Raw genomic sequence first — 21,705 nt, 5'->3', positions numbered from 1 at the left:
GCGTGGTGTGGCCCAGGGGGTCGGTGTTCAGTGAGTAGGGTCACCCGCACCGAGTGTACTGGCAGTCATCGTCGGTGCTATGTGATTGGGCCGTGACGGTCGATCTCGGCCGCCAGCGTATTTCGACGTCGACGTAGAAACCGTGGTACGACTCACTGGGCGACAAGTAGCCCGTTCCGTCGCAGGCCGCGGGCCCTGCCAGGTCCCAGCGCGGCGACGGACCAGGCCCTGGTCGCCCGGCGACCGACCGCGCGGTCACCCACGAAGCGACAAGGAGCTGCGATGCGGCCTCTCCCCGCGCTGACCCCGGCCAGCGAGTGGTTCTGGACGTCAGGTGCCGACGGGAAGCTGCGGATCCAGGGCTGCGACGACTGCGGCACGCTGGTGCACCCGCCGGTACCGGTCTGTCCGAAGTGCCGGAGCTCCGCCTCGGCACCGCGCGAGGTCTCCGGCCGGGCCACCGTCGTCGGCTTCACGGTCAACATCCAGCAGTGGCTGCCGGACATGACCCCGCCGTACGTGATCGCCGTCGTGACGATCGACGAGAGCGACGACGTCCGGCTGACGACGAACATCGTCGGCGTCGAGCCCGCCGAGGTCCACATCGGCCAGCGGGTCCAGGTGAGCTTCGAGCACCACGAGGACGTCTGGCTGCCGGTGTTCAGCCCTACCGGCGAGCCGGACGAGACCCGTGACCTGGTCGGCGAGCCGAACCTGCCGGCTCCCCGGCCGCCGCTGTCGTCCCGCCGCTTCGAGCACGACGTGGTCCTGTCCGGGATCGGCCGCTCGAAGATCGGCCGCCGCCTGATGGTCGACCCGCTGTCGCTGACGACCGAGGCCTGCCTGAACGCGATCGCGGACGCGGGCCTGACGGTCGAGGACATCGACGGCCTCTCGACCTACCCGGGCATGGCGCCCATGGGCATGAGCGAGGGTGGCGTCGCCTCGGTCGAGGAGGCGCTGCGCATCCACCCGACCTGGATCAACGGCGGCGGCGACCTCCCGGGCCAGGCCGGTGCCATCGCCCAGGCCATGCTCGCCGTCTCCGCCGGCCTGTGCCGCCACGTGCTGTGCTTCCGCACGGTCTGGGAGTCGACCCACCGCGAGCTGCGCCTCGGCGGGATGCCCAGCCGGGTCACCGGCCTCAACAGCGAGTGGCGCCACCCGTTCGGCGCCATCTCGGCGGCCAGCTGGATCGCCATGCAGGCCAGCCAGTACATGCACCGTTACGGCGCCGACCGGGAGATGCTCGCCGCGATCGCCCTCAACGGCCGGGCGAACGCCGGGCGCAACCCGGACGCGATCTACCGCGCGCCGATGACGATGGACGACTACATGTCGGCCCGGCTCGTCTCGACGCCGTTCGGCCTCTACGACTGCGACGTCCCCTGCGACGGCGCCGTCGCCGTGATCGTCTCGGCCGTCGACGTCGCGGGCGACCTGCCGCACCCGGCGATCAAGGTCGAGGCCGTCGGCACCCAGATCCTCGAACGGGTCTCCTGGGACCAGGACACGATGACCCACGAGCCCCTGGTCATGGGCCCGGCCAAGCACCTGTGGACTCGGACCGACCTGACCCCGGCCGACGTCGACCTCGCCTGCCTCTACGACGGGTTCACGTTCAACGCGATCTCCTGGCTGGAGGCGCTCGGATTCTGCGGCTTCGGCGAGGCGCAGGACTGGCTCGACAAGGGCCGGCGGATCGCGCTCGACGGCGACCTGCCGCTCAACCCGCACGGCGGCCAGCTCTCCGAGGGCCGGCTGCACGGTTTCGGCTTCGTCCATGAAGCGATCAAGCAACTGCGCCACGAGGCCGGCGACCGCCAGGTCGCCCATGCCCGTACCGCCGTCGTCTCCACCGGGGGCGGCGCGCCCGGCGGCGTGTTCCTGCTACGGAGGGCAGACTCATGACATCGGAGGCCACCTTGTCCGAATCCGGGCCGACCGGCGCCCCGTTACGCGTCGTGCAGTGGGCGACCGGCAACATCGGTACCCGGTCGCTCATGCACGTGATCAACCATCCACGGCTTGAGCTGGTCGGCCTGTACGTCTATGACGAGGCCAAGGCCGGCAAGGACGCGGGCGAGCTCGCCGGGCTCGACGTGGCCACCGGCGTCGCGGCGACCAGGGACGTGGCCGAGATCCTCGCCCTCGGCGCGGACTGCGTGCTCTACATGCCGCGGTACTTCGACGGCGACGAGGTCGCCCGGATTCTCGCCTCCGGCGCCAACATCGTCACTACCCGCGGTGAGTTCCACCGCCCGGCCAGCATCGAGCCCGGGCTGCGGGCCCAGATCGAGAAGGCCTGCGCTGAGGGCGGCACCTCGGTCCACTCGACCGGCAGCAGCCCGGGGTTCATCTCCGAGGCCGTGCCGCTCGTGCTCTCGTCGCTCCAGCGCCGGCTCGACCGGATCGTCATCAACGAGTACGCCGACATGTCGAAGCGGGACTCGCCCGGTCTGTTGTTCGACGTCATGGGCTACGGGAAGCCGATCGGCCCGTTCGACGCCGTCCGCGCCGAGTACCTGGCCGGGGCGTTCGGCCCGTCGCTGTCGCTGCTCGCGGACGCCCTCGGGATGCCGATCGACGAGTTCGTCAGCGGCGGCGAGCTGGCGGCCGCCGCTGACGACATCGAGATCGCCGCCGGTCTGCTGCCGAAGGGCTCGATCGCCGCGCAGCGCGTCAGCGTGGTCGGCATGCGAGGCGGGAAGCCGTTCCTCGAGTTCCACGCCAACTGGTACTGCACCAAGGACCTGGAGCCCGCCTGGGATGACCTCCTGGACAGTGGCTGGCGGATCACCGTGGAGGGCGACTCCCCGATGGACATCGCGCTGACCTTCACGGTGCCGCTGGAGAAGATGGCGGAGACGTCCCCCAACTTCACCGCCAACCGTGCCGTCAACGCCGTCGCGGCCCTCGTCGCCGCGGCTCCCGGCATCCGCACCACCCTCGACCTGCCGTTCATCATCGGCACGGACCTCGTCTAAGCGCCTCTTCCTGAGGTACCCGGGTCGCGTCATCGGCGCGGCCCGGGTTGGCCGCTGACTCTCGGCGGTCACTCGCTTTCATTAAGAATCAAATTTGGCGGACTGGTCGTCTCTGGTTCGGGAATGTGATTCCCTCGCTGGAGGGCACGCGTTCTCGACGGGTGGAGCGACGGCCACGAGGTGCGAACGATCCCGCAGACTTCCCGCGCGACCCCGATGCGAGGACTGAGATGAGCCAGCTGGCCGAGGCCGACCTGTACTGGGACCCGTTCGACAAGGTGATCGACACCAACCCGTACCCGATCTGGCGGCGGCTGCGGGACTCCTCGCCGGTCTACCGCAACGAGCGGCACGGCTTCTACGCCTACTCCCGGCACGCCGACATCGACGAGGCGCACCGCGACGCCGCGACCTACAGCTCCGCCTACGGCACCGTGCTGGAGATCATGACGTCGGAGCCGATGCCGCCCGCGTTCATGATCTTCACCGACCCGCCGCTGCACAACACGCTGCGCACGCTGGTCTCGCGGGCGTTCACCCCGCGCAGGGTCGCGCGGCTCGAGGGCGCCATCCGGGACCTGTGCGCCGAGATGCTCGACCCCCAGGTCGGCGGGTCCGGGTTCGACTACGTGCAGGACTTCGCCGCGCAGCTGCCGTCGAAGGTCATCTCCGAGCTGATCGGCGTCGACCCGGCCGACCGCGAGCACGTTCGCCAGCTGATCGACCTGACGTTCCACCATGACGAGAGCGCCGGCATGGTCAACGACGTCGCCCGGGAGGCCGTCGGCCGGCTGAACGGCTACTTCCGCGAGCAGATCGACGCCCGCCGCAAGACGCCCCGCGACGACATGATCACCGGCCTCGCCGAGGCCGAGGTCGCGACCGAGGACGGGCCGCGCCGGCTGTCCACCGAGCAGGCCGCGGCCGTGACGAACGAGATCGTCAGCGCCGGCACCGAGACCGTCGCCCGGCTGCTCGGCTGGTTCGGCGTGGTGCTCGCTGCCAACCCCGACCAGCGCGCCGAGCTCGCCGCCGACGCGTCGCTGATCCCGAACGCGGTCGAGGAGCTGCTGCGCTACGAGCCGCCGTCGCCGGTCCAGGGCCGCACCACCACCCGCGACGTCGTGATCCACGACGTCGAGATCCCGGCCGGGTCGAAGGTGCTGCTGCTGACCGGCTCCGCTGGTCGCGACGAGCGCAAGTACCCGAACGCCGACCAGTTCGACATCCACCGCAAGTTCGACAGTCACGTCACCTTCGGCCACGGCATCCACTTCTGCCTCGGCGCGGGCCTGGCCCGGCTGGAGGGGCGGATCGCCATCGAGGAGACGCTGCGCCGCTTCCCGGCCTGGCAGGTCGACCACGACAACGCGGTGCGGCTGCACACCAGCACCGTCCGCGGCTACGAGAAGCTCCCCTTCCTTCTCTAGCGAGGCCTCCGGCCACCTTGGTGCCGGTGATCGCTGTTTGCGCCCTCGCGTGGTCGTGGGAACGCGCTGGCCACGACCACGCGAGGGCCAAATCGGCGATCACCGGGCCGGCAGTCAGAGTCGGCGGCGTCTGAGGCGATCGCAGGGCCCGCCAATGATCCATTTCGGCCAGAACGACGGTGGCCATTTCCGTGCACAGACGGTATGAATCATTAATCCATTTTGCGGTGGAAGTGCCCGCCGGCTCGCTGGGCAGGCGCGGCTCGCGGTCGGAAGGAAACCCATGAAGATCGTGGTGGTCGGCGCCTCGAGCGGACTCGGCCGATGCATCGGAGTCGACCTGGGCCGCCGCGGCGACCAGGTCGCGCTGCTGGCCCGCCGGCGCGAGCGGTTAGTCGACGCGGCCAAGGAGGCCGGCCCCGGCACACTCGCGATCGCGTGCGACGTCACCGACGAGGCGAGCTGCCAGGCGGCGGTCGAGGAGGCCGCGACGGGGCTGGGCGGCATCGACGCCATCGTCTACAGCGCCGGCATCGGCCCGCTGTCCCCGATCGAGAAGATCGACGCGGCCACCTGGCGGCGCGCCTTCGACACCAACGTCACCGGGGCGGCGCTCGTCACCGCCGCCGCGCTCCCGTACCTGAAGGCCACCGGCGGCACGGCGGCCTACCTGTCCTCGATCAGCGCCTCGCTGACCCCGGTCTGGCCCGGGTTCGGCGCCTACGCCGTGAGCAAGGCCGCGCTCGACAAGCTGGTCGAGGCCTACCGTGCCGAGCACCCGGACGTCGGCTTCACCCGGGTCGTCGTCGGCGACTGCGCCGGCGGCGAGGGCGACGCGGTCAGCGGGTTCCCGACCGACTGGGACTGGACCTACCTGGCCGAGGTCCGGCCGGTGTGGGTAAGCCGCGGTTACCAGAGCGGCGCCCTCCTCGACGTCGAGGAGCTGGTACGCGTTCTGGACAGCGTGCTGCGGTGCGGCGGGACGGTCCCGTCGGTGACCGTGATGCCGCGGGCCTGACCGTGAGCGCGCACGGAGAGAGAAGGCCGGGGCGCGGATGACGGTCGAGATCGCGCTGACTCCGGACTCCCGCTGGGACATCGACGCTCCCGGGCTGGTGGCCGCCGCCGGCGGCGCCGGGTTCACCTCCGTCGGCATCGCCGCCGCGCACGCCGACGCCGACTGCGCACAGGCGCTCGCGACCGCCGGCCTTCGCTGCCACGAGCTGCTGGCGCTCCTTGTCGGCGAGGACGAGGAGACCACCCTCCGCCAGGCGGGCGAGCTGGCCCGGGCCGCCGCGGCCATCGGCGCCCGCTGGGTGCTGACCGCCTTCCGGCTGAAGCTGGACGCGCGGTCGGCGCCGCTGATCCGCCGCTGCGCCGAGATCCTCGCCGAGGCCGGCTCGGGGCTGGCGGTCGAGTTCAGCCCGCTGGGCTTCGTGCCGACGATCACGGCAGCCCGTGACGTCGTGGCGGCGGCCGGCCCCGGCCGGGCGGGGGTGCTGATCGACACCTGGCACTTCTTCCGCGGCGCCAGCACCTGGGACGAGCTCGCGGCGATCCCGCTGGAGGAGATCGCCTACCTGCAGTTCGACGACGCCCCACCGCCGGTCGGCAGCCCGACCTCGGAGACGCTGCATCGTCGCGTCATGCCGGGCGACGGCGAACTCGACCTGGACCGCTTCGCGACGACGCTGCTGGAGCGGGGCTTCGACGGCCTGGTGAGCGTGGAGGTCCTCAACGCCGAGCTACGCCAGCTCCCGGTGCCCGAGTTCGCCCGCCGGGCCTACGACTCCACCGCCCGCTACTGGCGCTGACGGCGGGCCAGCCGTCGCGGAGCACGGGTGGGTGCTCCGCGACGGGTGCTCGGCCTCAGCGTGAGCGGGCGCCACGGGGGACGTCGCGGAAGGCGACGCCGTGGTCGGGGGCGGCCTCGCGGGGCATGCCGAGGACCCGCTCGCTGATGACGTTGCGGGCGATCTCGGTGGTCCCGCCGCCGAGCTCGGAGACCTGCCGGATCAGGAAGTCCAGGCCCTTGCCGCCGGCGGCGCCGTCCTCGTCGGTCCACGCGGCGGCCGTGGCGCCGGCGATCTCGTAGGCGATCGTGTCGCGGCGGACGCCGGCGATGCCGGAGATCAGCCGGCCGATGGCCGACGACTGCGGGTGCATCTTGCCGCTCGCCATGCCGGCGCCGAGCCGCTGGCCGAGCCGTTCCATGGTGACGGCGAGCATCCGCATCTCGCCGATCAGCTCACGCACCCGCGGGTCGTCCAGCTTGCCGACCCCCTCGGCGATCGCGACCAGCGGCACGGCGAAGGTCTCGCCCGACCGCTGCGACCGGCGGGGGTGCGTCGCCAGCGGCGAGTTGCCGGCCATCCGCTCGTGCATCATCCAGCGGGTACCGACGGTCCAGCCGCCGTCGACCTCGCCGAGGCGCTCGCTGTCCGGCACCCGGACGTCGGTCAGGAACTCCTGGCAGAACTCCCGCGACCCGTTCAGCATCTCGATCCGGTTGATCTCCAGGCCGTCCTGGTGCACCGGCAGCATGAAGACCGACAGGCCGCGGTGCTTCGGCACGTCCCAGTTGGTGCGGGCCAGGCACAGCGCCCAGTCCGACCACCAGGCTCCGGTGCTCCAGACCTTGGAACCGTTCAGCAGCCACTCGTCGCCCTCGCGGACGGCGGACATCAGCGCGCCGGCGACGTCGGAGCCACCGGACGGCTCGGAGAGGAACTGGATCCAGATCTCGTCGCCGCGCAGGATCGCCGGCAGGTGGCGCAGCTTCTGCTCGTGGGTGCCGAACTCGAGGATGGTGGCGGCGCACGGCACCAGCGTCGGCACCTGGAGGACACGCGGGTACTCGAAGCCGGCGATCTCGATGTTCCAGGCTTCCTGGTGCGCGTCGGTGAGGCCCGCGCCGCCGTACTCCCTGGGGAACGTGATCCCGGCGAAACCCGCGTCGAAGAACATCCGCTGCACCTCGCGGCTGCGGGTGACCTCGGCCAACTCCTCCTCGTCGCTCTTCAGGATGCGCAGGGACCGGAACCGGTGGTCCGGCTTCAGGTTCGACCGGATCCAGGCCCTTGCCCGCTCGCGGAAGCTCTCGACGTCCTCCAGCTCGGCGCCGGCGGGGCGCTCGACGGCCACCGGGCCGGCCGGCGCCGACACCTCGGCCGGCTCCAGCTCGGCTGCCCGCGTCTGCGCCGCCTGTGCGTTGGCCTGGGCGACGACGAAGTCGGTGATCCGGCGCTGGTGCTCCTCGGGCAGGCCGAACAGGGACCGGTTGACCGTGTGCCGGCGCAGGTACAGGTGCAGGTCGTGCTCGAACGTGACCCCGATGCCGCCGTGGATCTGGATGCAGTCCTGGATCAGCTCGGAGCCGTACTTGCCGGTCAGCGCCTTGGCGACGCTGACCAGCTCGTCGGCCTCCGGCAGGCCGGCGTCGACGGCCGCCGCGGCCGCGTCGGCCGCGGCGTGCGAGGCCTCCAGCCACAGCTTCATGTCGGCGAACCGGTGCTTGATCTCCTGGTAGCTCGCCAGCGGGCGGCCGAACGAGTACCGGTCGAAGGCCCACGCGACGGTCATGTCGAAGGCCTTCTGCATCGTGCCCACGGACTCGGCGGCGAGGATGACGAGCGCCAGCTGGAGCTGGCGGCGCACGGCCTCGTCGGCCCCGCCCAGCGCGCCGACGACCGCCGTGCGTGGCAGCCGGACGCCGTCGAAGGTGACCACCGAGTACCGGCGGGTCAGCTCGACGGTCTGCATGGGCGCGATGGTCAGACCGGCGGCGTCGGCCGGGACCAGCACCTGGGTGAGCCCGTCGCCGGTGCGCCCGGTGACCAGCAGGTAGCCGGCCAGCGCGGCACCCTCGACCGGACGCTTCACCCCGTCGAGAACCACCTCGTCGCCATCGGCCCGGACGGTGAGCGTCACCGTGCCGTAGGCGTCGTGCGGCGGCGGCTCGGCGAGCGCCCAGGCGCCGGTGGCCTCGCCGGCGAGCAGCGCGTCGAGGGCCTCGGTGAGGCTGGAGTCCGCGCCGCCGGCGCTGATCGCCGCCGAGAGCGCGGCGGCGACGAGGTTCGTGCCGATCAGCGGGCCGGGGGCCGCGTGCAGGCCGAACTCGTAGGCGATCAGGCTGAGGTCGACGAGCGGCGCGCCACTGACGCTGCCGCCGCCGAGCTCGTCGTCGACGAGCAGCGCGGCCCAGCCGAGCTCGGCGCCGGCGCTCCAGTAGCCGGGGCGGTACCCGTCGGCGTCGTCGCGCAGCTGGCGCAGCACCTCCGGTGGCACCTCGCGGTCCAGATAGCGCGCGGTGGTGTCCCGGAGGATCTCCTGGTCAGGGCTCAGCTCGATCAGCATGTGCGTGACGCTCCGACTCGGGGGCGCTTGCCCGTCAACTTTGATTCATAATTCACTTACCTCATCTAAGCATCCAGACCCAGGTCATGGGTGAGGTTGCTCCCCGGCCTCGGCCACGACCCCGTCAAGATCCTGCCCCGTACACTTGTTGCCCTCAGACCTCACACCACCTCGTCAGGCGCAACAGCGCAGTTCCACTGAGGGGTTGAAGACGAGACGTAACCAAGATCCGAACCCTGGACCAGCGCCCACCCGCATCTGCCGCCCCAGCCGAGAACCACACAGGAGAGGGCGCTCAGCGCCCGAACCAGGCGGAGTGGCCGAAGGCGCGCAGCGCCGGTTCCGGCCGATCGCCCTAGGACCGCCGCCGTGTCGCCCAGTAGAACCGTCAAGCTCGCGAAGGCGAGCAACGCCGTCGTCGACTACCTGATGGAGGAGATCTTCGAGGGACGGCTGCGCTCCGGCCAGCGCGTCGACCTCGTCGAGGTCGGCGAGACCCTCGGCCTGTCCCGCAGCCCGGTCCGGGAGGGCCTGGTCATGCTGGAACGGGACGGGATCGTCTCGATCCGCCACCACCGAGGGGTGTTCGTCGAGCCGTTCGACGCCGAGTCGGTGATGGACGACTTCGAGGTCATGGGCCTGCTCAGCGGCGTCGCGGTGGCGCGGCTCGCGGCGCGGCGGGACCCCGCCGTGGTCGCGGAGCTGGAGCGGCTGGTGGAGGAGCTGAGGTCCGCCGGCTCGATCGACCGAATCGGCGAGATCGTCCCGGAGATCCTGCGTACGCAGCACCGGGCCGGGGGCTCCAGGCGGCTACGGGCCGAGCTGCGCGCCTTCGCGGGCTTCCTGCCGTGGGTCTTCCGTGTCGAGAGCGGGCTGACCCGCGAAGAGATCATCGCTGAGCAGGAACGGGTGCTGGCCCTGATCATCGCGGGCGACGGCGATGGCGCCGCCCGCCAGCGGACCGCCGATTTCCGCGTCGCCGGCGAGCGCGTCATCTCCGAGCTCACCGCCCGCGGCGTCCTCTAGCCGCGCACCCGCCCAGGACCGCGGCCGACACCCGGTCAGGACTGCAGCCACTTGTCGAACGACGGCCGGTCGGTGACGCCCGGCGGTCCGCCGCGCTGGCGAGCCCGCAGGAGCTGGACATAGCTCCAGACGGTGTCCGCTTCGGCCCAGCCTGCCCTGACCGTGAGCCGGAGCAGCTGCCAGGTGCGGATCACCGGGATGCCGTGCCGGGTCGCCAGCCGTGCGGCTTCGTTGTCATCGGTGACGAAGAAGCCGTCGACGTCGCGTCGGGTCATGATGGCGACGGTCTCGGCCTCACCCAGGTGCTTGTGCGGGTGGTCACCCGGTTTCGCCAGCTGGGCTCGCAGGAGCTGGGCATCCCGCAGCTCGGCGGGGGTGGGAGCCAGTGGAGCGCCGAAGATCTCTCTCGCGTGGGCGAGCGCACCGAGGTCGGGCAGACGTCCGGAGGCCGCGCATTCGGCGGCGACTGTCGGACACCACCGGCCATTGTCGTTCGCCAGCCGGCCGAGCAGGTCCATACGGTCGATGACCGCGAAGTTGATCAGGACGGTGTTGTCCGGGAACAGGAGGACGGCCACCGGCTAGAGGCCGAGAGCCCTGGCGAGATCGTCGATGGGGACCTCGGGGACCGCGGGGGTGTCGACCTCCAGCGAGTCGGGGTCGATGCCGAGCATCCAGGCCAGTGTCCCCTTACCCAGCGCGCCGGCCGCGATCCGTTCGAGATGCTCCTCCTGGAGGGCGCGGGGGAACCGGCGCTGGGCCGCGGCGTCCATCCTGGCGGTGATCTCGTCGACGCCGCCGTCGCCCGGCCGGTGTCGGCGCAGCAGGCGTTGGGTGGGCTGCGCGGCCCACGTCCTGACCAGCTCGGGCAGGTATCCGGTCACGGCGGCAATCCTGCGGGCGAGTGCGTCGGTGGAGACTCCCCAGCGCCAGACGAGATCGGCCAGGCCGGCCAGGTCGATCTGGTCCCAGTCGACGGCGGCCATCGCGTCCTTGGGCAGGAGCAGGTCGGCGGCGAATCCGTTCGCGGCGGCCTCGCGCGGATCCCGTTCGGCCTCGGTGATCGGCTCGTCATGGTGGCCCAGCACGAGGTGGCCCAGCTCGTGGGCCAGCGACCAGTTCTCCCAGAACCAGTTGCCGGTCGCGGGCAGCGCGATCACCCGCCGCCCGCCGACGACGATCGAGTAGGCGGTGGACAGGTCGGCCACCCGCACGACGTCGACCCCGAGCCGGTGTTCCAGCCGGTCGGCGAACGGGCGCACGAAATCGTCACCCAGCGCGGCGCGGACGGCGTCAGGACTGCCGGGAAGGGCAACGGCCGCGCGCGGGTTCGGATCGGTCTGCCGGTAGGCGAGGGCGATGTCGCGCAGGGCCTGGTCGTCGGTCTCGCGGCCGGGCACATCCCGCCGCCTCGTCGCGTGGTCGAACTCATGACGGGCCGCGACCACGATCCGGTAGGGGTCGGGCTCGCCGGTGATCAGCCAGTGGATGTCGGCGCCCAGGAGGTCGGCCAGCCGGGCCAGCTCGAGCGAGGAGAAGGCGCGCTTGTCGTTCAGGGCACGGGAGAACGCGTCTGGTGTCATGTCGATGGCCACCGCGAGGTCCCGTTGCAGGGAACCCGGGTGGACCCGCTGGATCTGTTCCAGCGCCCGCGCGCCGATGCGTTGCATGCCCCGATGCTACTAGATCGGTTGGGAAAATCCCAACGCGGCGCCGGTCAGGCGACGGCGGGCATGATCTCCTCGGCTACCCACTGGGCATAGTCGAAGTACTCCTCGATGCTCGCCAGGCTGGGCAGGGGAACGGCGCTCATCGTGACGCCCAGCTCCTGGAACCAGCCTAGGCGGTCGACGAGCTCGTCCTTGGTCATGCCGGGGCGGGCGTGCGGGTCCTTCTGGACGGTGTGGCCCTCGCCGACGCGGGCGGTGCCGAGGCCGTAGAACACGTCGGTGAGCGCCCCGTTGTAGTCCGGCTGGGACCTGATGTAGTCGATCTTCGAGGGGATGTCCTCGGGCCTGGTGAGGAACGGCCACCAGCCGCTGGCGTAGCGCGCGACGCGGCGCAGGACGGCGGGCGCGTCGCCGCCGAACCAGACGGGTGGATGCGGCTTCTGGACCGGCTTCGGCTCGAACGCGACGTCCTTGAAGGACACGAACCGGCCCGTGAACTCGGGGGAGTCCTTCGTCCACAGCTCCAGAATCGCCTGGATGTACTCCTCGCTGCGGGCGCCGCGTTCGTGGAAGGGCACGCCGAGCAGGTTGAACTCGTCCTCCAGCCAGCCGACGCCGAAGGTGACGGTGACCCGGCCGCCGGACAGCCAGTCGATCGAGGCCAGGGACTTCGCGGTCACGATCGGGTGCTGCACGGGCAGGATGGCGATGCAGGAGTTGACCCGGATCGTCTCGGTGGCCCCGGCGAAGTAGGCCATGCTCGGGTAGGCGCTCAGGTAGTGCGCGCCGGAGAGCTCGACGTGCGCGCTCGGGATGATGTGGTGTTCCGGAACGCTGATCATCGCGTAGCCGAGCTTGTCGGCCCATTTCGCCAGGCGGGTCTGGTCCGCGCCCGTCACCGCGGCTTCCCACGGCTGGTGGTTGGCCTTGAGCCGGACCAGGTGCGGCATCGGGAATGACAGCTTCACGCTCTCCCCAGTCGGGTGTCTCGGAGTCCCAGTCAGGCCTCGGTCGGCGCCGCCGTGTCGAAGTAGAGCGTCTCCAGGCGGTCGACCTGGTCGCCGAGCTCGCTGGCCGGTCCACGCAGCACGATGCGGCCGCGGGAGAGCACGACGACGTCATCGGCGGCCGCGATCGCGAGCTTCGCGTACTGCTCGACGAGCACGACGGCGCAGCCGTGGTCGGCGGCGATCCGCCGGACCGCCTGGAACAGGCTTTCGACGATGAGCGGGGCGAGGCCGAGGCTGAGCTCGTCGATGAGCAGCACCCGAGGCTGCTGGATGAGCGCCCGGGCCATCGCGAGCATCTGCTGCTCGCCGCCGGACAGGGCCCCGGCCGCGAGCCTCCACCGGTCGGCGAGCGCGGGGAAGATCTCCAGCATGTCCCGGGGCTTCGGCCCGCCGCGGCGGGCCGCGACCTTCAGGTTCTCCTCGACGGACAGGGTGGTGAACAGCGAGCGGTTGTCCGGGACGAGCACGATCCCGGCCCGGTTCGCCGTCGCCGGCCGGCCGGTCCGCAGCTTCGTGCCGTCGACCAGGATCGCGCCGGCCCGCGGTGGCAGCAGGCCGGCGAGCGTGAGCAGCATCGTGGTCTTGCCTGCGCCGTTCGGGCCCAGCAGGGCGAGCACCCGGCCGGGCGCGAGGGACAGGTCGACGTCGCGGAACGCCGTCGCCGTGCCGCGCCCGCCGGTGAGGCCGACGCATTCCAGCCGCGCGGTGGCGGTCTGGGTCGTGGTCGGGTCGAGGGCCGTGGTCATGCCGTCACCGCCGGAGTCTCGTGGGCTGGCTCGTCGGCCGGCGCGGCGCCCGCCGGGTCTGCCGGGTCTGCCGGCCGCTCCGCCGTGGGACCTGGCGGCGGTTCGGTGGTGGTGGGCGCCGGGGGCTCGGCCGTGTGGGTGTTGCCGAGGTAGGCGTCGGCGACGGCGCGGTTGGCGCGGATCGCGGCGGGGTCGCCTTCGGCGATGAGCTTGCCGAATTCCAGGACGTAGATGTGGTCGCAGACGCCGAGGACGAGGGCGACGTCGTGGTCGACGAGCAGGACGCCGGTGCCGTTCGCGGCGATCCCGCGGATGCGTTCGCCGAGCCAGGCGGACTCGGTGCTGTCGAGGCCGGCGGCCGGTTCGTCGAGCAGGAGCACGCCGGGGTTGTTCGCGCAGGCGCGGGCGATGGAGACGAGCTGGCGTTCGCCCTGGCTGAGCTCGCCGGCGTTGCGGCCGGCCCGGTCGGTGATGCCGGTCAGTTCCAGCGCGGTGTGCAGCCGGCGGTGGCGTTCGGCCCCCCGCACGCCGGTGAGCGCGGCGGAGACGTTCTCCTCGACGGTCAGCTCGTCGTAGAGCTCCAGGGACTGGAAGGTCCGGGCCAGACCGCGGTGCACCCGGGCGTGCGGTGGCAGGCCGTCGATCCGCTTCCCGCCGAGGGTGACCGTTCCGGTGGCGCGGGCGAAACCGGTGATCGCGTCGAGGGCGCTGGTCTTGCCCGCGCCGTTCGGGCCGATCAGACCGACGATCTTGCCGGGCTCGACCCGCAACCGGACGTCGTCGACGGCGACGACGCCGCCGTAGCGCACGGTGAGTCCCTCGACCTCCAGGACCTCGGCACGCGGCGTGCGCGAGGTGCCGGCCTCCGCCCCCGGCGCGGATGTCGGGACACCCTGCGCCGGCACGGCCACCCCGGACCCCTCCGACGCGGCCACGTCCGACGCCGGCCCGGGGGCCAGTGCTGGCCCGCCCGCCGCGGCGCCGGCCAGTGCCGGCACGCCCGCCGGTCCCGCCGAGGCGGGGCGCAGCTTCCCAAGCCAGCCGGTGAGGCGCGCGGCGAGCTTGTGGCCGTCGCTGGCGATGCCCTCGGGGTGCCCGACGATGGCGGCCAGCAGGCCGATGCCGGTGATGACGGAGAACCAGGTGCCGAGGTGGACCCAGCGGTCCATGGCGATGAAGATGATGCCGCTGCTGGACAGGATGCCGGCGTTGACGCCGCCCCAGACCGAGGTGACGCCCGCGAGGTAGGCGACGGTCAGCAGGGACAGGCCGCCGACCGCGGAGTACGAGTCGAACGTGACGACCCCGAACCGGTAGGCGAGCAGCGCGCCGCCGAGGCCCGCGATGAACGACCCGATGGCGAAGCTGATCACCTTGATCCGCACGACGTTGATGCCGATGCCGGCCGCGGAGCGTTCGTTCGCCCGGACGGCCAGCATCGCGGAGCCGAGCGCGCTCATCCGCAGCCTGGCGACGCCGAACGCCACCGCGACCAGGACGACGAGCACGAGCAGCCCGAACGCGAGCCGGGGGAACGCGTGCCCGGAGCCGATCTGAAGGTCGAGGCCGAAGAGCTTCGGCTGGGTGACCTTGCCGCCCTCGGTGGACACGATCTGGGTGTTGCGGAACCAGACGGCCTCGATGGCGTAGGCGAGGGCGAGCGTGACGACGCCGAGCGTGAGTCCGCGTAGCCGTAGCGCGGGCAGGCCGATGACCACGCCGAGGACGGTCGCGCCGAGGGCGGCGAGCAGCGGCGCGAACGGGAACGGGACGTGCCAGCTCTGGGTGAGGCCCGAGAGCAGGAACGCGCCCGCGCCGGCGAGCGCGAGCTGGGCCAGCGAGACCTGGCCGGCGTAGCCGGTCACGACGACGAGCGACAGCCCGATGATCGCGGCGATGAACGTGCCGATCACGGCGGCCCGCCACGAGCCGTGGGTGAGCAGCAGCGCCAGCACGCCGATCACGGTGCCGGTGACGGTCGGCAGGGTGAGCGCGCGCGGCCGGGGCGCGAGGCCCAGGGACTGGCGGACGAGGCCACCGCGGACCGGCATCGCCCTCCCGGTCGCCAGCAGCGCGACCACGATGACGATCAGGGGCACCAGCTCGGCGGACCCGGTCCTCGGCATCCAGGAGTGCTGGGCCGCCAGCGAGAGCGCCTCGGCCTGGACCATGCCGATCACGAGTCCGGCGATGACGGCGGGGACGAGGTTCTGGAACCCGCCGACGACCGCCGCGGCGAGGGCGGGGACGACGAACAGGGTGTAGGTCGTCGGCGCCAGGGGGCTGACCGGCGCGATCAGGATGCCGGCGGCACCCGCGACGGCACAGCTGATCATCCAGTTGGTCAGCGCGACGCGGTTCGCCGAGACGCCGGAGACGTAGGCGCCTGTCTGCGACGAGGCCGTGGCCCTGGTGAGCAGGCCGAACCGGGTGAAGCGGAAGACCGCGGTGAGGACCAGCGTCAGGACGATGACGGCGACGGCGAGGTAGAAGCGGTCGGACAGGACCAGCAGCGAGCCGAGTTTCCACCGGTCAGCCGGGAAGATCGCCTCAACGCTGACGGGGGCGACGCCGACGCGGATGACCATGACGGACTGGATGACCACCAGGACACCGAGGGAGGCGACGGCCTTCGCCAGTGGTGGCGCGTCCAGGAGTTTGCGGAACACCACCGCGTAGAGCAGTGCGCCCAACAAGGCGCCGATGAGGAGCGCTCCCAGCGCCGCCGGGAAGAAACCGAGGGAGTCGGTTCCCAGCCCGACGGTGGTCGGTAACCCGGGAATCGGGACGAGTAACTGCCCGTCGCGCAGGTCTGCGTAGGTGTAGGCGACGTAGAGCGCGATCGCGCCGGTCGCAAAGTTGATCACTCCTGAGCTGCGGTAGGTCAGCACGAGGGCGAGCGCGAGGGCGGCGAACACCGCGCCGTTGCCGAGCCCGAGCAGAAGCGAGGCGAGATGACTCATCCGGATCTCCCGACGTCGTCCAACGGCCACCTGGTGCCCGGATGACGGAATGGGCGGGCGGGGTGCCGCGCGTTCGGGCGTTTCGTGACACCATGTGTCGAGCGTCACAGCGGCTCGGCCCGTGGCTAGTGAATACACGCTCGCCCTGGGAACGTCAACGCCGGTCAGGCGCCGCTGGTCACCGGAGCGGCCGTGACCTGCGCAAACGGGGGATGGGCGCAGGCTCGGAACGAGGCAAGGCGCCGTTCTGGTCGTTAGTTTTGATAAGTAAGCGTTCACGCGCTCGCCGCGCAGGCTGAGCAGCCAGGAGCGCCGCGCTGCCGGCTCCGGCCGAGGCTTCCGCGAATCCCGAGTGACGGCCGCCACTCGCCCGGCCCCCGAGCGCCGGCCAGCGAAGATGCATTATGAATTAACTGGAGCGGCAGCCAGAGCAGACAGCCGGCGGCCAGAGCAGCAGGAGGCGCGACGATGACCGCAACTGGCCCAGGTGACACCGCGATCCCGGTGTTCGACGCGGACAACCATCTCTACGAGACCACGGACGCGTTCACGAAGTACCTGCCGGAGCGGTACAAGAAGGCGATCGACTACGTCGACGTGCACGGCCGCACGAAGATCATGGTGCGCGGGACGATCAGCGAGTACATCCCGAACCCGACCTTCAACGTGGTCGCTCGCCCGGGCGCGCAGGAGGAGTACTACCGCAAGGGCAACCCGGACGGGAAGTCCCGCCGGGAGATCTTCGGCAAGCCGGTGCCCAGCATCCCGGCCTGGCGGGAGCCGGCGGCCCGGCTGAAGCTGATGGACGAGGAGCAGGGCCTCGGCCGCACGCTGCTGTTCCCCACGCTCGCCAGCCTGCTCGAGGAGCGGATGCGCGACGACCCGGAGCTGACCCACGCGGCCATCCACGCGCTCAACGAGTGGCTCTACGAGACCTGGCAGTTCAACTACAACGGTCTCGACCGGATCTTCACCACGCCCGTGATCACTCTGCCGATCGTCGACGAGGCGATCAAGGAGCTGGACTGGGTGCTGGAGCGCGGCGCGAAGGTGATCCTGGTCCGCCCGGCGCCGGTGCCCGGCTACAAGGGCCCGCGCTCCTTCGCCCTGCCGGAGTTCGACCCGTTCTGGGCTCGGGTCCAGGAGGCCGACATCCTCGTCGCCCTGCACTCCTCCGACTCGGGCTACTCCCGCTTCACCGGTGAGTGGTCGGGCTCGGCGACCGAGCACCTGCCGTTCCAGCCGAACGCGTTCCGGATGTTGCACTCGTGGCGGCCGATCGAGGACGCGGTGGCGTCGCTGGTCATCCACGGCGCCGTGACGCGCTTCCCGCGCCTGAAGATCGCCGTGGTCGAGAACGGCGCCTCGTGGCTCGCGCCGCTGATCAAGACCTTCAAGGACCTCTACAAGAAGATGCCGCAGGACTTCCTCGAGAACCCGCTGGAGGGGCTGCGCCGCAACATCTACATCAGCCCCTTCTGGGAGGAGAACTTCGCCGACCTGGCCGAGCTGCTCGGCGAGGAGCACATCCTGTTCGGCTCCGACTACCCGCACCCGGAGGGCCTGGCCAACCCGGTCAGCTACATCGACGACCTGAAGGGCCAGCCCGAGCCGTTCATCCGCAAGGTCATGGGCGAGAACCTGGCCAAGCTGATGAACGTCCCGGTCGCGCTGCCCGCGACGGTCTGACGCCCGGCCCGCGCGACGCCCGCGGCCGGCCCCTGTCGGCCGCGGGCGTCCGCCCCGCTCAAACCGGGCACCGCCGCCCGTAGCGGGGTAGCGTCCAGCAAGGTGCCACAGTTCCGAAACTTTGATTCCCGTCTGGTGAGAATGTAGCTTCCAGAACGGGAAGTACCTGGCGTGCCGCACGTCGGCGGCGCAGGTCCCGCACCCGCCAGCACAGGTGAAACACATACGAGGGCGAGGGGTTCCCTTGAAGGGCTTACTGATCGACGGGCAGCTGGTCGAGGCGCCCCGGACCACCGTGTCGTACAACCCCACGACCGGTGAGGTGCTGGGCGAGGCGCCCGACGCCAGCGTCGAGCAGGCGAAGGCCGCCGTCGCGGCGGCCCGGCGCGCGTTCGACACCACGGACTGGTCCACGAACGTCGAGTTCCGGGTCCGGTGTCTCCGGCAGTTCTACGACGGCCTGGTCAAGCACCGCGAGGAGCTGCGCGAGCTGACGATCGCCGAGGTCGGCCACCCGCGCCAGATGACGTACGGCGCCGCGCTGGACGTCCCGATCGACATCGTCAAGTACTACACGGACCTGCTGGAGGGCTACTCGTTCACCGAGGAGCTGCCGGAGGTCGAGTCCTACGGGATCAAGAACCGGCGCTGGGTGGAGAAGGAAGCCGCGGGCGTCGTCTCCGCGATCATTCCTTACAACTACCCGACCCAGATCGCGATCGCGAAGGTCGCTCCCGCGCTCGCGGCCGGCTGCACCGTGATCCTCAAGGGCGCGCCGCAGACCCCGCTGATCACCCTGGCGCTCGGTGAGATCATCGCCAACGAGACCGACATCCCGGCCGGCGTGGTCAACGTGATCACCTCGCCGTCGGTCGAGGTCGCCGAGGTGCTCACCAGCGACCCCGACGTGGACATGATCACCTTCACCGGCTCGACGCCGGTCGGTCGGCGGATCATGGAAGTGGCCTCGAAGACCGTCAAGAAGGTCTTCCTGGAGCTCGGCGGCAAGTCGGCGCTCATCGCCGTCGACGACGCGGACGCCGACTTCCTGGCGCTCATCGCGACGATGACGATCTGCTCGCACGCGGGGCAGGGCTGCGCCGTCACCTCGCGCCTGCTCGTCCCGGCCGCGCGCAAGGACGAGTTCGTCGCGAAGGTCAAGGACGCGATCGGCAACGTCAAGATCGGCGACCCGGCGCTGGAGGAGACCTACGTCGGCCCGCTGATCAGCGCGGACCAGCGCGAGAAGGTCGACGCGATGGTGCAGCGGGCCGTCGCGGCCGGCGCCACCCTCGTCGCCGGCGGCGAGAAGATCGACGGCCCCGGCTACTTCTACGCCCCGACGGTGCTGGCCGACGTCGACCCGGAAAGCGAGATCGCCCAGGACGAGGTCTTCGGCCCCGTGCTGGCCATCATCGCCTACGACGGTGACGACGAGGCCGTCGCGATCGCCAACAACTCGATCTTCGGTCTCTCCGGTTCCGTCTTCGGCGCCGACGACGACCGGGCGATCGCGATCGCGCGGCGGATCCGGACCGGAACCGTCAGCGTCAACGGCGGCAACTGGTTCGCTCCCGACTCGCCGTTCGGCGGGTACAAGCAGTCCGGTATCGGCCGTGAGATGGGCGTCGCCGGACTGGAGGAGTTCCTCGAGCGCAAGACGTTGGCGGTGCCGGTCAAGTGAGTGCTCGGCCGCTGGAGGGCGTCCGCGTCCTCGAGGTCGCGATGTACGGCTTCGTGCCGTCGGGTGGCGCGGTCCTCGGGGAGTGGGGCGCTCAGGTCATCAAGATCGAGCACGCCGTGACGGGTGACCCGCAGCGTGGGCTCACCCAGATCGGCAAGATGAAGGTCGACCCGGCCGGCCCGAACCCCAACATCTGGCACAGCAACCGGGGCAAGCGCAGCGTCGGCCTGGACATCGCCAACCCGCTGGGCCGGGAGATCCTGCTGGAGCTGGCGAAGCAGGCCGACGTCTACCTGACGAACCACCTGCCGAAGGTCCGCAAGAAGCTCCGTGTCGACGTCGAGGACATCCGCGCCGTCAACCCGAAGATCATCTACGCGCGGGGCAGCGCCCTGGGCCCGCGCGGGCTGGAGTCGGACCGGGGCGGGTTCGACATGACCGCCTTCTGGTCGCGCGGGTCGACGGCGCAGAGCCTGACTCCCGCCGGCCTGGAGGGCATCATCAACCCGCCCGGCCCGGCCTACGGCGACACGATCTCCGGCACGAACCTCGCCGGTGGCATCGCGGCGGCGCTGTTCAGCCGCGAGCGCACCGGCGAGCCGTCGATCGTCGACGTCTCGCTGCTGGGCAGCGGGGTGTGGTCGATGGGCCACGGCGTCGCGCTGTCGAAGTTCGTCGACATGCCGATCGAGGCGGTCATGCCGGGGCAGCACGGCGCGCCGACCAATCCGCTGTCCGGGCTCTACCGGACCGCGGACGGCCGCTACATCTCGCTGGTCATGCTCCAGCCGGCCCGCTTCTGGGCCGACGTGTGCCGCCACGTGGAGCGCCCGGACCTGATCGACGACCCCCGGTTCGCGACCGCGGAGCTGATCGGCCAGCACACCGAGGAAGGCGTCGCGCTGCTGCGTGAGGCCTTCGGCAAGCGCACGCTGGCGGAGTGGACCGAGCGGCTCGCGACCCTGTCCGGGCCGTGGGCCCCGGTGCAGGACTCCCTGCAGGTCAGCTACGACCCGCAGGTCAGGGCGAACGAGTACATCATCGACGCCGGCGAGATGGAGCTGGTCGCCAACCCGGTCCAGTTCGACGTCACCGCCCCCGCGGCGGCCCCGGCGCCGGACTTCGCGGCCCAGACCGAGGAGGTCCTCCTCGAGCTCGGCTACGACTGGGAGAAGATCATCGAACTGAAGGAAGCCGGCGCCATCACCTGATCTGGCGCCGGCCGGACACGACAAAGGGGGCCGCCCCACCGGGCGGCCCCCTTTGCTGTGATTCTGGAACGGCTGTGATTCTGGAACGGCTGTGGTTCCGGGAAGGCTTACTTGTTCTTCATGCGGCTGAAGACCTTGTCGACCTCGGCCCAGTGCTCGTCCGCGACCCAGAGCCGGCCGAAGGCCTCGGCGGCCTCCTGCGCGGTGGTCGCGCCCGACATGATCCGCTTGATCTCGACGGCCGGCTGATGCGCCAGCGACCGCGCGATCGCCCGCCACCCGGCGTCGAACTCGGCCCGGGGGAGCACCTTGTCGACCAGCCCCAGGCGGGCGGCCTCGGGGGCGTCGACGACCAGGCCGCCGCCGGCGAGCATGAGCGCCTTGCCCTTGCCGACCATCGCGGCGAGCCGTTCCGAGCCGCCCCAGGCCGGCATGATCGCGAGCATCACCTGGGTGAAGCCGATCTGGATGCCTTCCGCGGCGATCCGGATGTCGGCGGCCACCGCGACCTCGGCGCCGCCGCCCAGGGCGTGGCCGTTGACCGCCGCGATCGTCGGGCCGGGGAAGTTCGCGATCCGGTCGCACAGGCCGCGCATCCGCAGCGCCATGTCGACCGCGCCCTCGAAGGTGCGGATCGCGGCCAGTTCCTTGAGGTCGCCACCAGAGATGAAGGCCCGCTCGCCGGCTCCGGTGATCGCCAGGGCGTGCGCTCCGGACGAGTCGACGGCGTCGAGCACCTTCTCCAGCTCGTCCATGGTGTCCCGCGAGATGGCGTTGCGCGCCTCGGGCCGGTTGATCGTGACAACCGCGAGGCCTGCCTCGAGTTCGAGATCGATCACTGTGCCTTCTCCGCCATTGGGACTAACGTTCTCGTCTGGCGAGAGTACCGTCTCACTGCCGCCGAGGCGGGCGCGTACCGAGCGAATGCCGACC

At 71.1% G+C, this 21,705-nt stretch carries 16 protein-coding genes; 9 read left to right on the top strand and 7 right to left on the bottom strand.

Annotation, left to right across the window (positions count from 1 at the left end):
- Positions 1 to 282: 282 nt before the first annotated feature.
- From FRAEUI1C_RS26990 to FRAEUI1C_RS26970, 5 genes are all read left to right on the top strand, one after another.
- Complete coding sequence (locus tag FRAEUI1C_RS26990) at positions 283 to 1,911, top strand: thiolase C-terminal domain-containing protein (protein ID WP_013426536.1); 1,629 nt, start codon at positions 283 to 285, stop codon at positions 1,909 to 1,911.
- On the top strand, positions 1,908 to 2,987 hold the full coding sequence (locus FRAEUI1C_RS26985; protein WP_013426535.1) for an NAD(P)H-dependent amine dehydrogenase family protein: 1,080 nt from the start codon (positions 1,908 to 1,910) through the stop codon (positions 2,985 to 2,987). Before FRAEUI1C_RS26990 ends, FRAEUI1C_RS26985 begins: the two co-directional genes overlap by 4 nt.
- 230 nt (positions 2,988 to 3,217) lie before the next feature.
- Positions 3,218 to 4,417 carry a cytochrome P450 gene (locus tag FRAEUI1C_RS26980; protein WP_013426534.1) on the top strand — a complete coding sequence of 400 codons (1,200 nt, stop codon included), beginning with the start codon at positions 3,218 to 3,220 and terminating at the stop codon, positions 4,415 to 4,417.
- 283 nt (positions 4,418 to 4,700) lie between these two features.
- Positions 4,701 to 5,435, top strand: a complete 735-nt coding sequence (locus FRAEUI1C_RS26975) for an SDR family oxidoreductase (RefSeq protein ID WP_013426533.1) — start codon at positions 4,701 to 4,703, stop codon at positions 5,433 to 5,435.
- Positions 5,436 to 5,472: 37 nt separating this feature from the next.
- The gene (locus FRAEUI1C_RS26970; RefSeq protein WP_013426532.1) at positions 5,473 to 6,231 is read left to right on the top strand and encodes a sugar phosphate isomerase/epimerase family protein; all 759 of its coding nucleotides are present in this window, start codon (positions 5,473 to 5,475) and stop codon (positions 6,229 to 6,231) included.
- A gap of 55 nt (positions 6,232 to 6,286) precedes the next feature.
- Here FRAEUI1C_RS26970 and FRAEUI1C_RS42235 read toward each other — a convergent pair whose 3' ends face one another.
- A complete protein-coding gene (locus FRAEUI1C_RS42235) occupies positions 6,287 to 8,773 on the bottom strand; it encodes an acyl-CoA dehydrogenase family protein (RefSeq protein WP_013426531.1) in 2,487 nt (828 codons plus the stop codon).
- A gap of 369 nt (positions 8,774 to 9,142) precedes the next feature.
- On the opposite strand from FRAEUI1C_RS42235, the gene FRAEUI1C_RS26960 reads away from it, so the two are divergent.
- Positions 9,143 to 9,799, top strand: a complete 657-nt coding sequence (locus FRAEUI1C_RS26960) for a GntR family transcriptional regulator (RefSeq protein WP_013426530.1) — start codon at positions 9,143 to 9,145, stop codon at positions 9,797 to 9,799.
- 35 nt (positions 9,800 to 9,834) lie between these two features.
- On the opposite strand, the gene FRAEUI1C_RS26955 is transcribed toward FRAEUI1C_RS26960, so the two are convergent.
- From FRAEUI1C_RS26955 to FRAEUI1C_RS26935, 5 genes are read right to left on the bottom strand one after another with little or no spacing between them, the layout of a single operon-like run.
- Positions 9,835 to 10,377: a PIN domain-containing protein gene (locus FRAEUI1C_RS26955; protein WP_013426529.1), complete on the bottom strand. Its 543-nt coding sequence runs from the start codon at positions 10,375 to 10,377 to the stop codon at positions 9,835 to 9,837.
- Between the two features lie 3 nt (positions 10,378 to 10,380).
- On the bottom strand, positions 10,381 to 11,469 hold the full coding sequence (locus FRAEUI1C_RS26950; protein ID WP_013426528.1) for an ImmA/IrrE family metallo-endopeptidase: 1,089 nt from the start codon (positions 11,467 to 11,469) through the stop codon (positions 10,381 to 10,383).
- A 47-nt stretch (positions 11,470 to 11,516) separates the two neighbouring features.
- Entirely contained in the window at positions 11,517 to 12,437 is a 921-nt protein-coding gene (locus FRAEUI1C_RS26945) for a TIGR03619 family F420-dependent LLM class oxidoreductase (protein ID WP_013426527.1), read from the bottom strand.
- 32 nt (positions 12,438 to 12,469) lie between these two features.
- A complete protein-coding gene (locus FRAEUI1C_RS26940) occupies positions 12,470 to 13,225 on the bottom strand; it encodes an ABC transporter ATP-binding protein (protein ID WP_013426526.1) in 756 nt (251 codons plus the stop codon).
- Complete coding sequence (locus FRAEUI1C_RS26935; protein WP_013426525.1) at positions 13,222 to 16,188, bottom strand: branched-chain amino acid ABC transporter permease/ATP-binding protein; 2,967 nt, start codon at positions 16,186 to 16,188, stop codon at positions 13,222 to 13,224. Before FRAEUI1C_RS26935 ends, FRAEUI1C_RS26940 begins: the two co-directional genes overlap by 4 nt.
- 468 nt (positions 16,189 to 16,656) lie before the next feature.
- Here FRAEUI1C_RS26935 and FRAEUI1C_RS26930 point away from each other — a divergent pair, with 468 nt between their 5' ends.
- The 3 genes from FRAEUI1C_RS26930 (at position 16,657) to FRAEUI1C_RS26920 (ending at position 20,772) form a co-directional block, all read left to right on the top strand.
- A complete protein-coding gene (locus FRAEUI1C_RS26930; protein ID WP_013426524.1) occupies positions 16,657 to 17,877 on the top strand; it encodes an amidohydrolase family protein in 1,221 nt (406 codons plus the stop codon).
- A gap of 244 nt (positions 17,878 to 18,121) precedes the next feature.
- Positions 18,122 to 19,561 carry an aldehyde dehydrogenase family protein gene (locus FRAEUI1C_RS26925; RefSeq protein WP_013426523.1) on the top strand — a complete coding sequence of 480 codons (1,440 nt, stop codon included), beginning with the start codon at positions 18,122 to 18,124 and terminating at the stop codon, positions 19,559 to 19,561.
- Complete coding sequence (locus FRAEUI1C_RS26920) at positions 19,558 to 20,772, top strand: CaiB/BaiF CoA transferase family protein (protein WP_013426522.1); 1,215 nt, start codon at positions 19,558 to 19,560, stop codon at positions 20,770 to 20,772. Before FRAEUI1C_RS26925 ends, FRAEUI1C_RS26920 begins: the two co-directional genes overlap by 4 nt.
- Positions 20,773 to 20,879: 107 nt before the next feature.
- Here the strand turns inward: FRAEUI1C_RS26920 and FRAEUI1C_RS26915 are convergent, their stop codons facing one another.
- Entirely contained in the window at positions 20,880 to 21,611 is a 732-nt protein-coding gene (locus tag FRAEUI1C_RS26915; RefSeq protein ID WP_013426521.1) for an enoyl-CoA hydratase/isomerase family protein, read from the bottom strand.
- Positions 21,612 to 21,705 lie beyond the last annotated feature (94 nt).

Source organism: Pseudofrankia inefficax (genome assembly GCF_000166135.1).
GTDB lineage: Bacteria > Actinomycetota > Actinomycetes > Frankiales > Frankiaceae > Pseudofrankia > Pseudofrankia inefficax.
The sequence above is the reverse complement of the archived record's forward strand: the minus strand, read 5'-3'. Positions and strand labels throughout refer to the sequence as shown.

Coding starts and splice junctions, on each gene's coding strand:
- FRAEUI1C_RS26990 (WP_013426536.1), top strand. CDS start 283: ATGCGGCCTCTCCCCGCGCTGACCCCGGCCAGCGAGTGGTTCTGGACG.
- FRAEUI1C_RS26985 (WP_013426535.1), top strand. CDS start 1,908: ATGACATCGGAGGCCACCTTGTCCGAATCCGGGCCGACCGGCGCCCCG.
- FRAEUI1C_RS26980 (WP_013426534.1), top strand. CDS start 3,218: ATGAGCCAGCTGGCCGAGGCCGACCTGTACTGGGACCCGTTCGACAAG.
- FRAEUI1C_RS26975 (WP_013426533.1), top strand. CDS start 4,701: ATGAAGATCGTGGTGGTCGGCGCCTCGAGCGGACTCGGCCGATGCATC.
- FRAEUI1C_RS26970 (WP_013426532.1), top strand. CDS start 5,473: ATGACGGTCGAGATCGCGCTGACTCCGGACTCCCGCTGGGACATCGAC.
- FRAEUI1C_RS42235 (WP_013426531.1), bottom strand. CDS start 8,773: ATGCTGATCGAGCTGAGCCCTGACCAGGAGATCCTCCGGGACACCACC.
- FRAEUI1C_RS26950 (WP_013426528.1), bottom strand. CDS start 11,469: ATGCAACGCATCGGCGCGCGGGCGCTGGAACAGATCCAGCGGGTCCAC.
- FRAEUI1C_RS26940 (WP_013426526.1), bottom strand. CDS start 13,225: ATGACCACGGCCCTCGACCCGACCACGACCCAGACCGCCACCGCGCGG.
- FRAEUI1C_RS26935 (WP_013426525.1), bottom strand. CDS start 16,188: ATGAGTCATCTCGCCTCGCTTCTGCTCGGGCTCGGCAACGGCGCGGTG.
- FRAEUI1C_RS26930 (WP_013426524.1), top strand. CDS start 16,657: ATGACCGCAACTGGCCCAGGTGACACCGCGATCCCGGTGTTCGACGCG.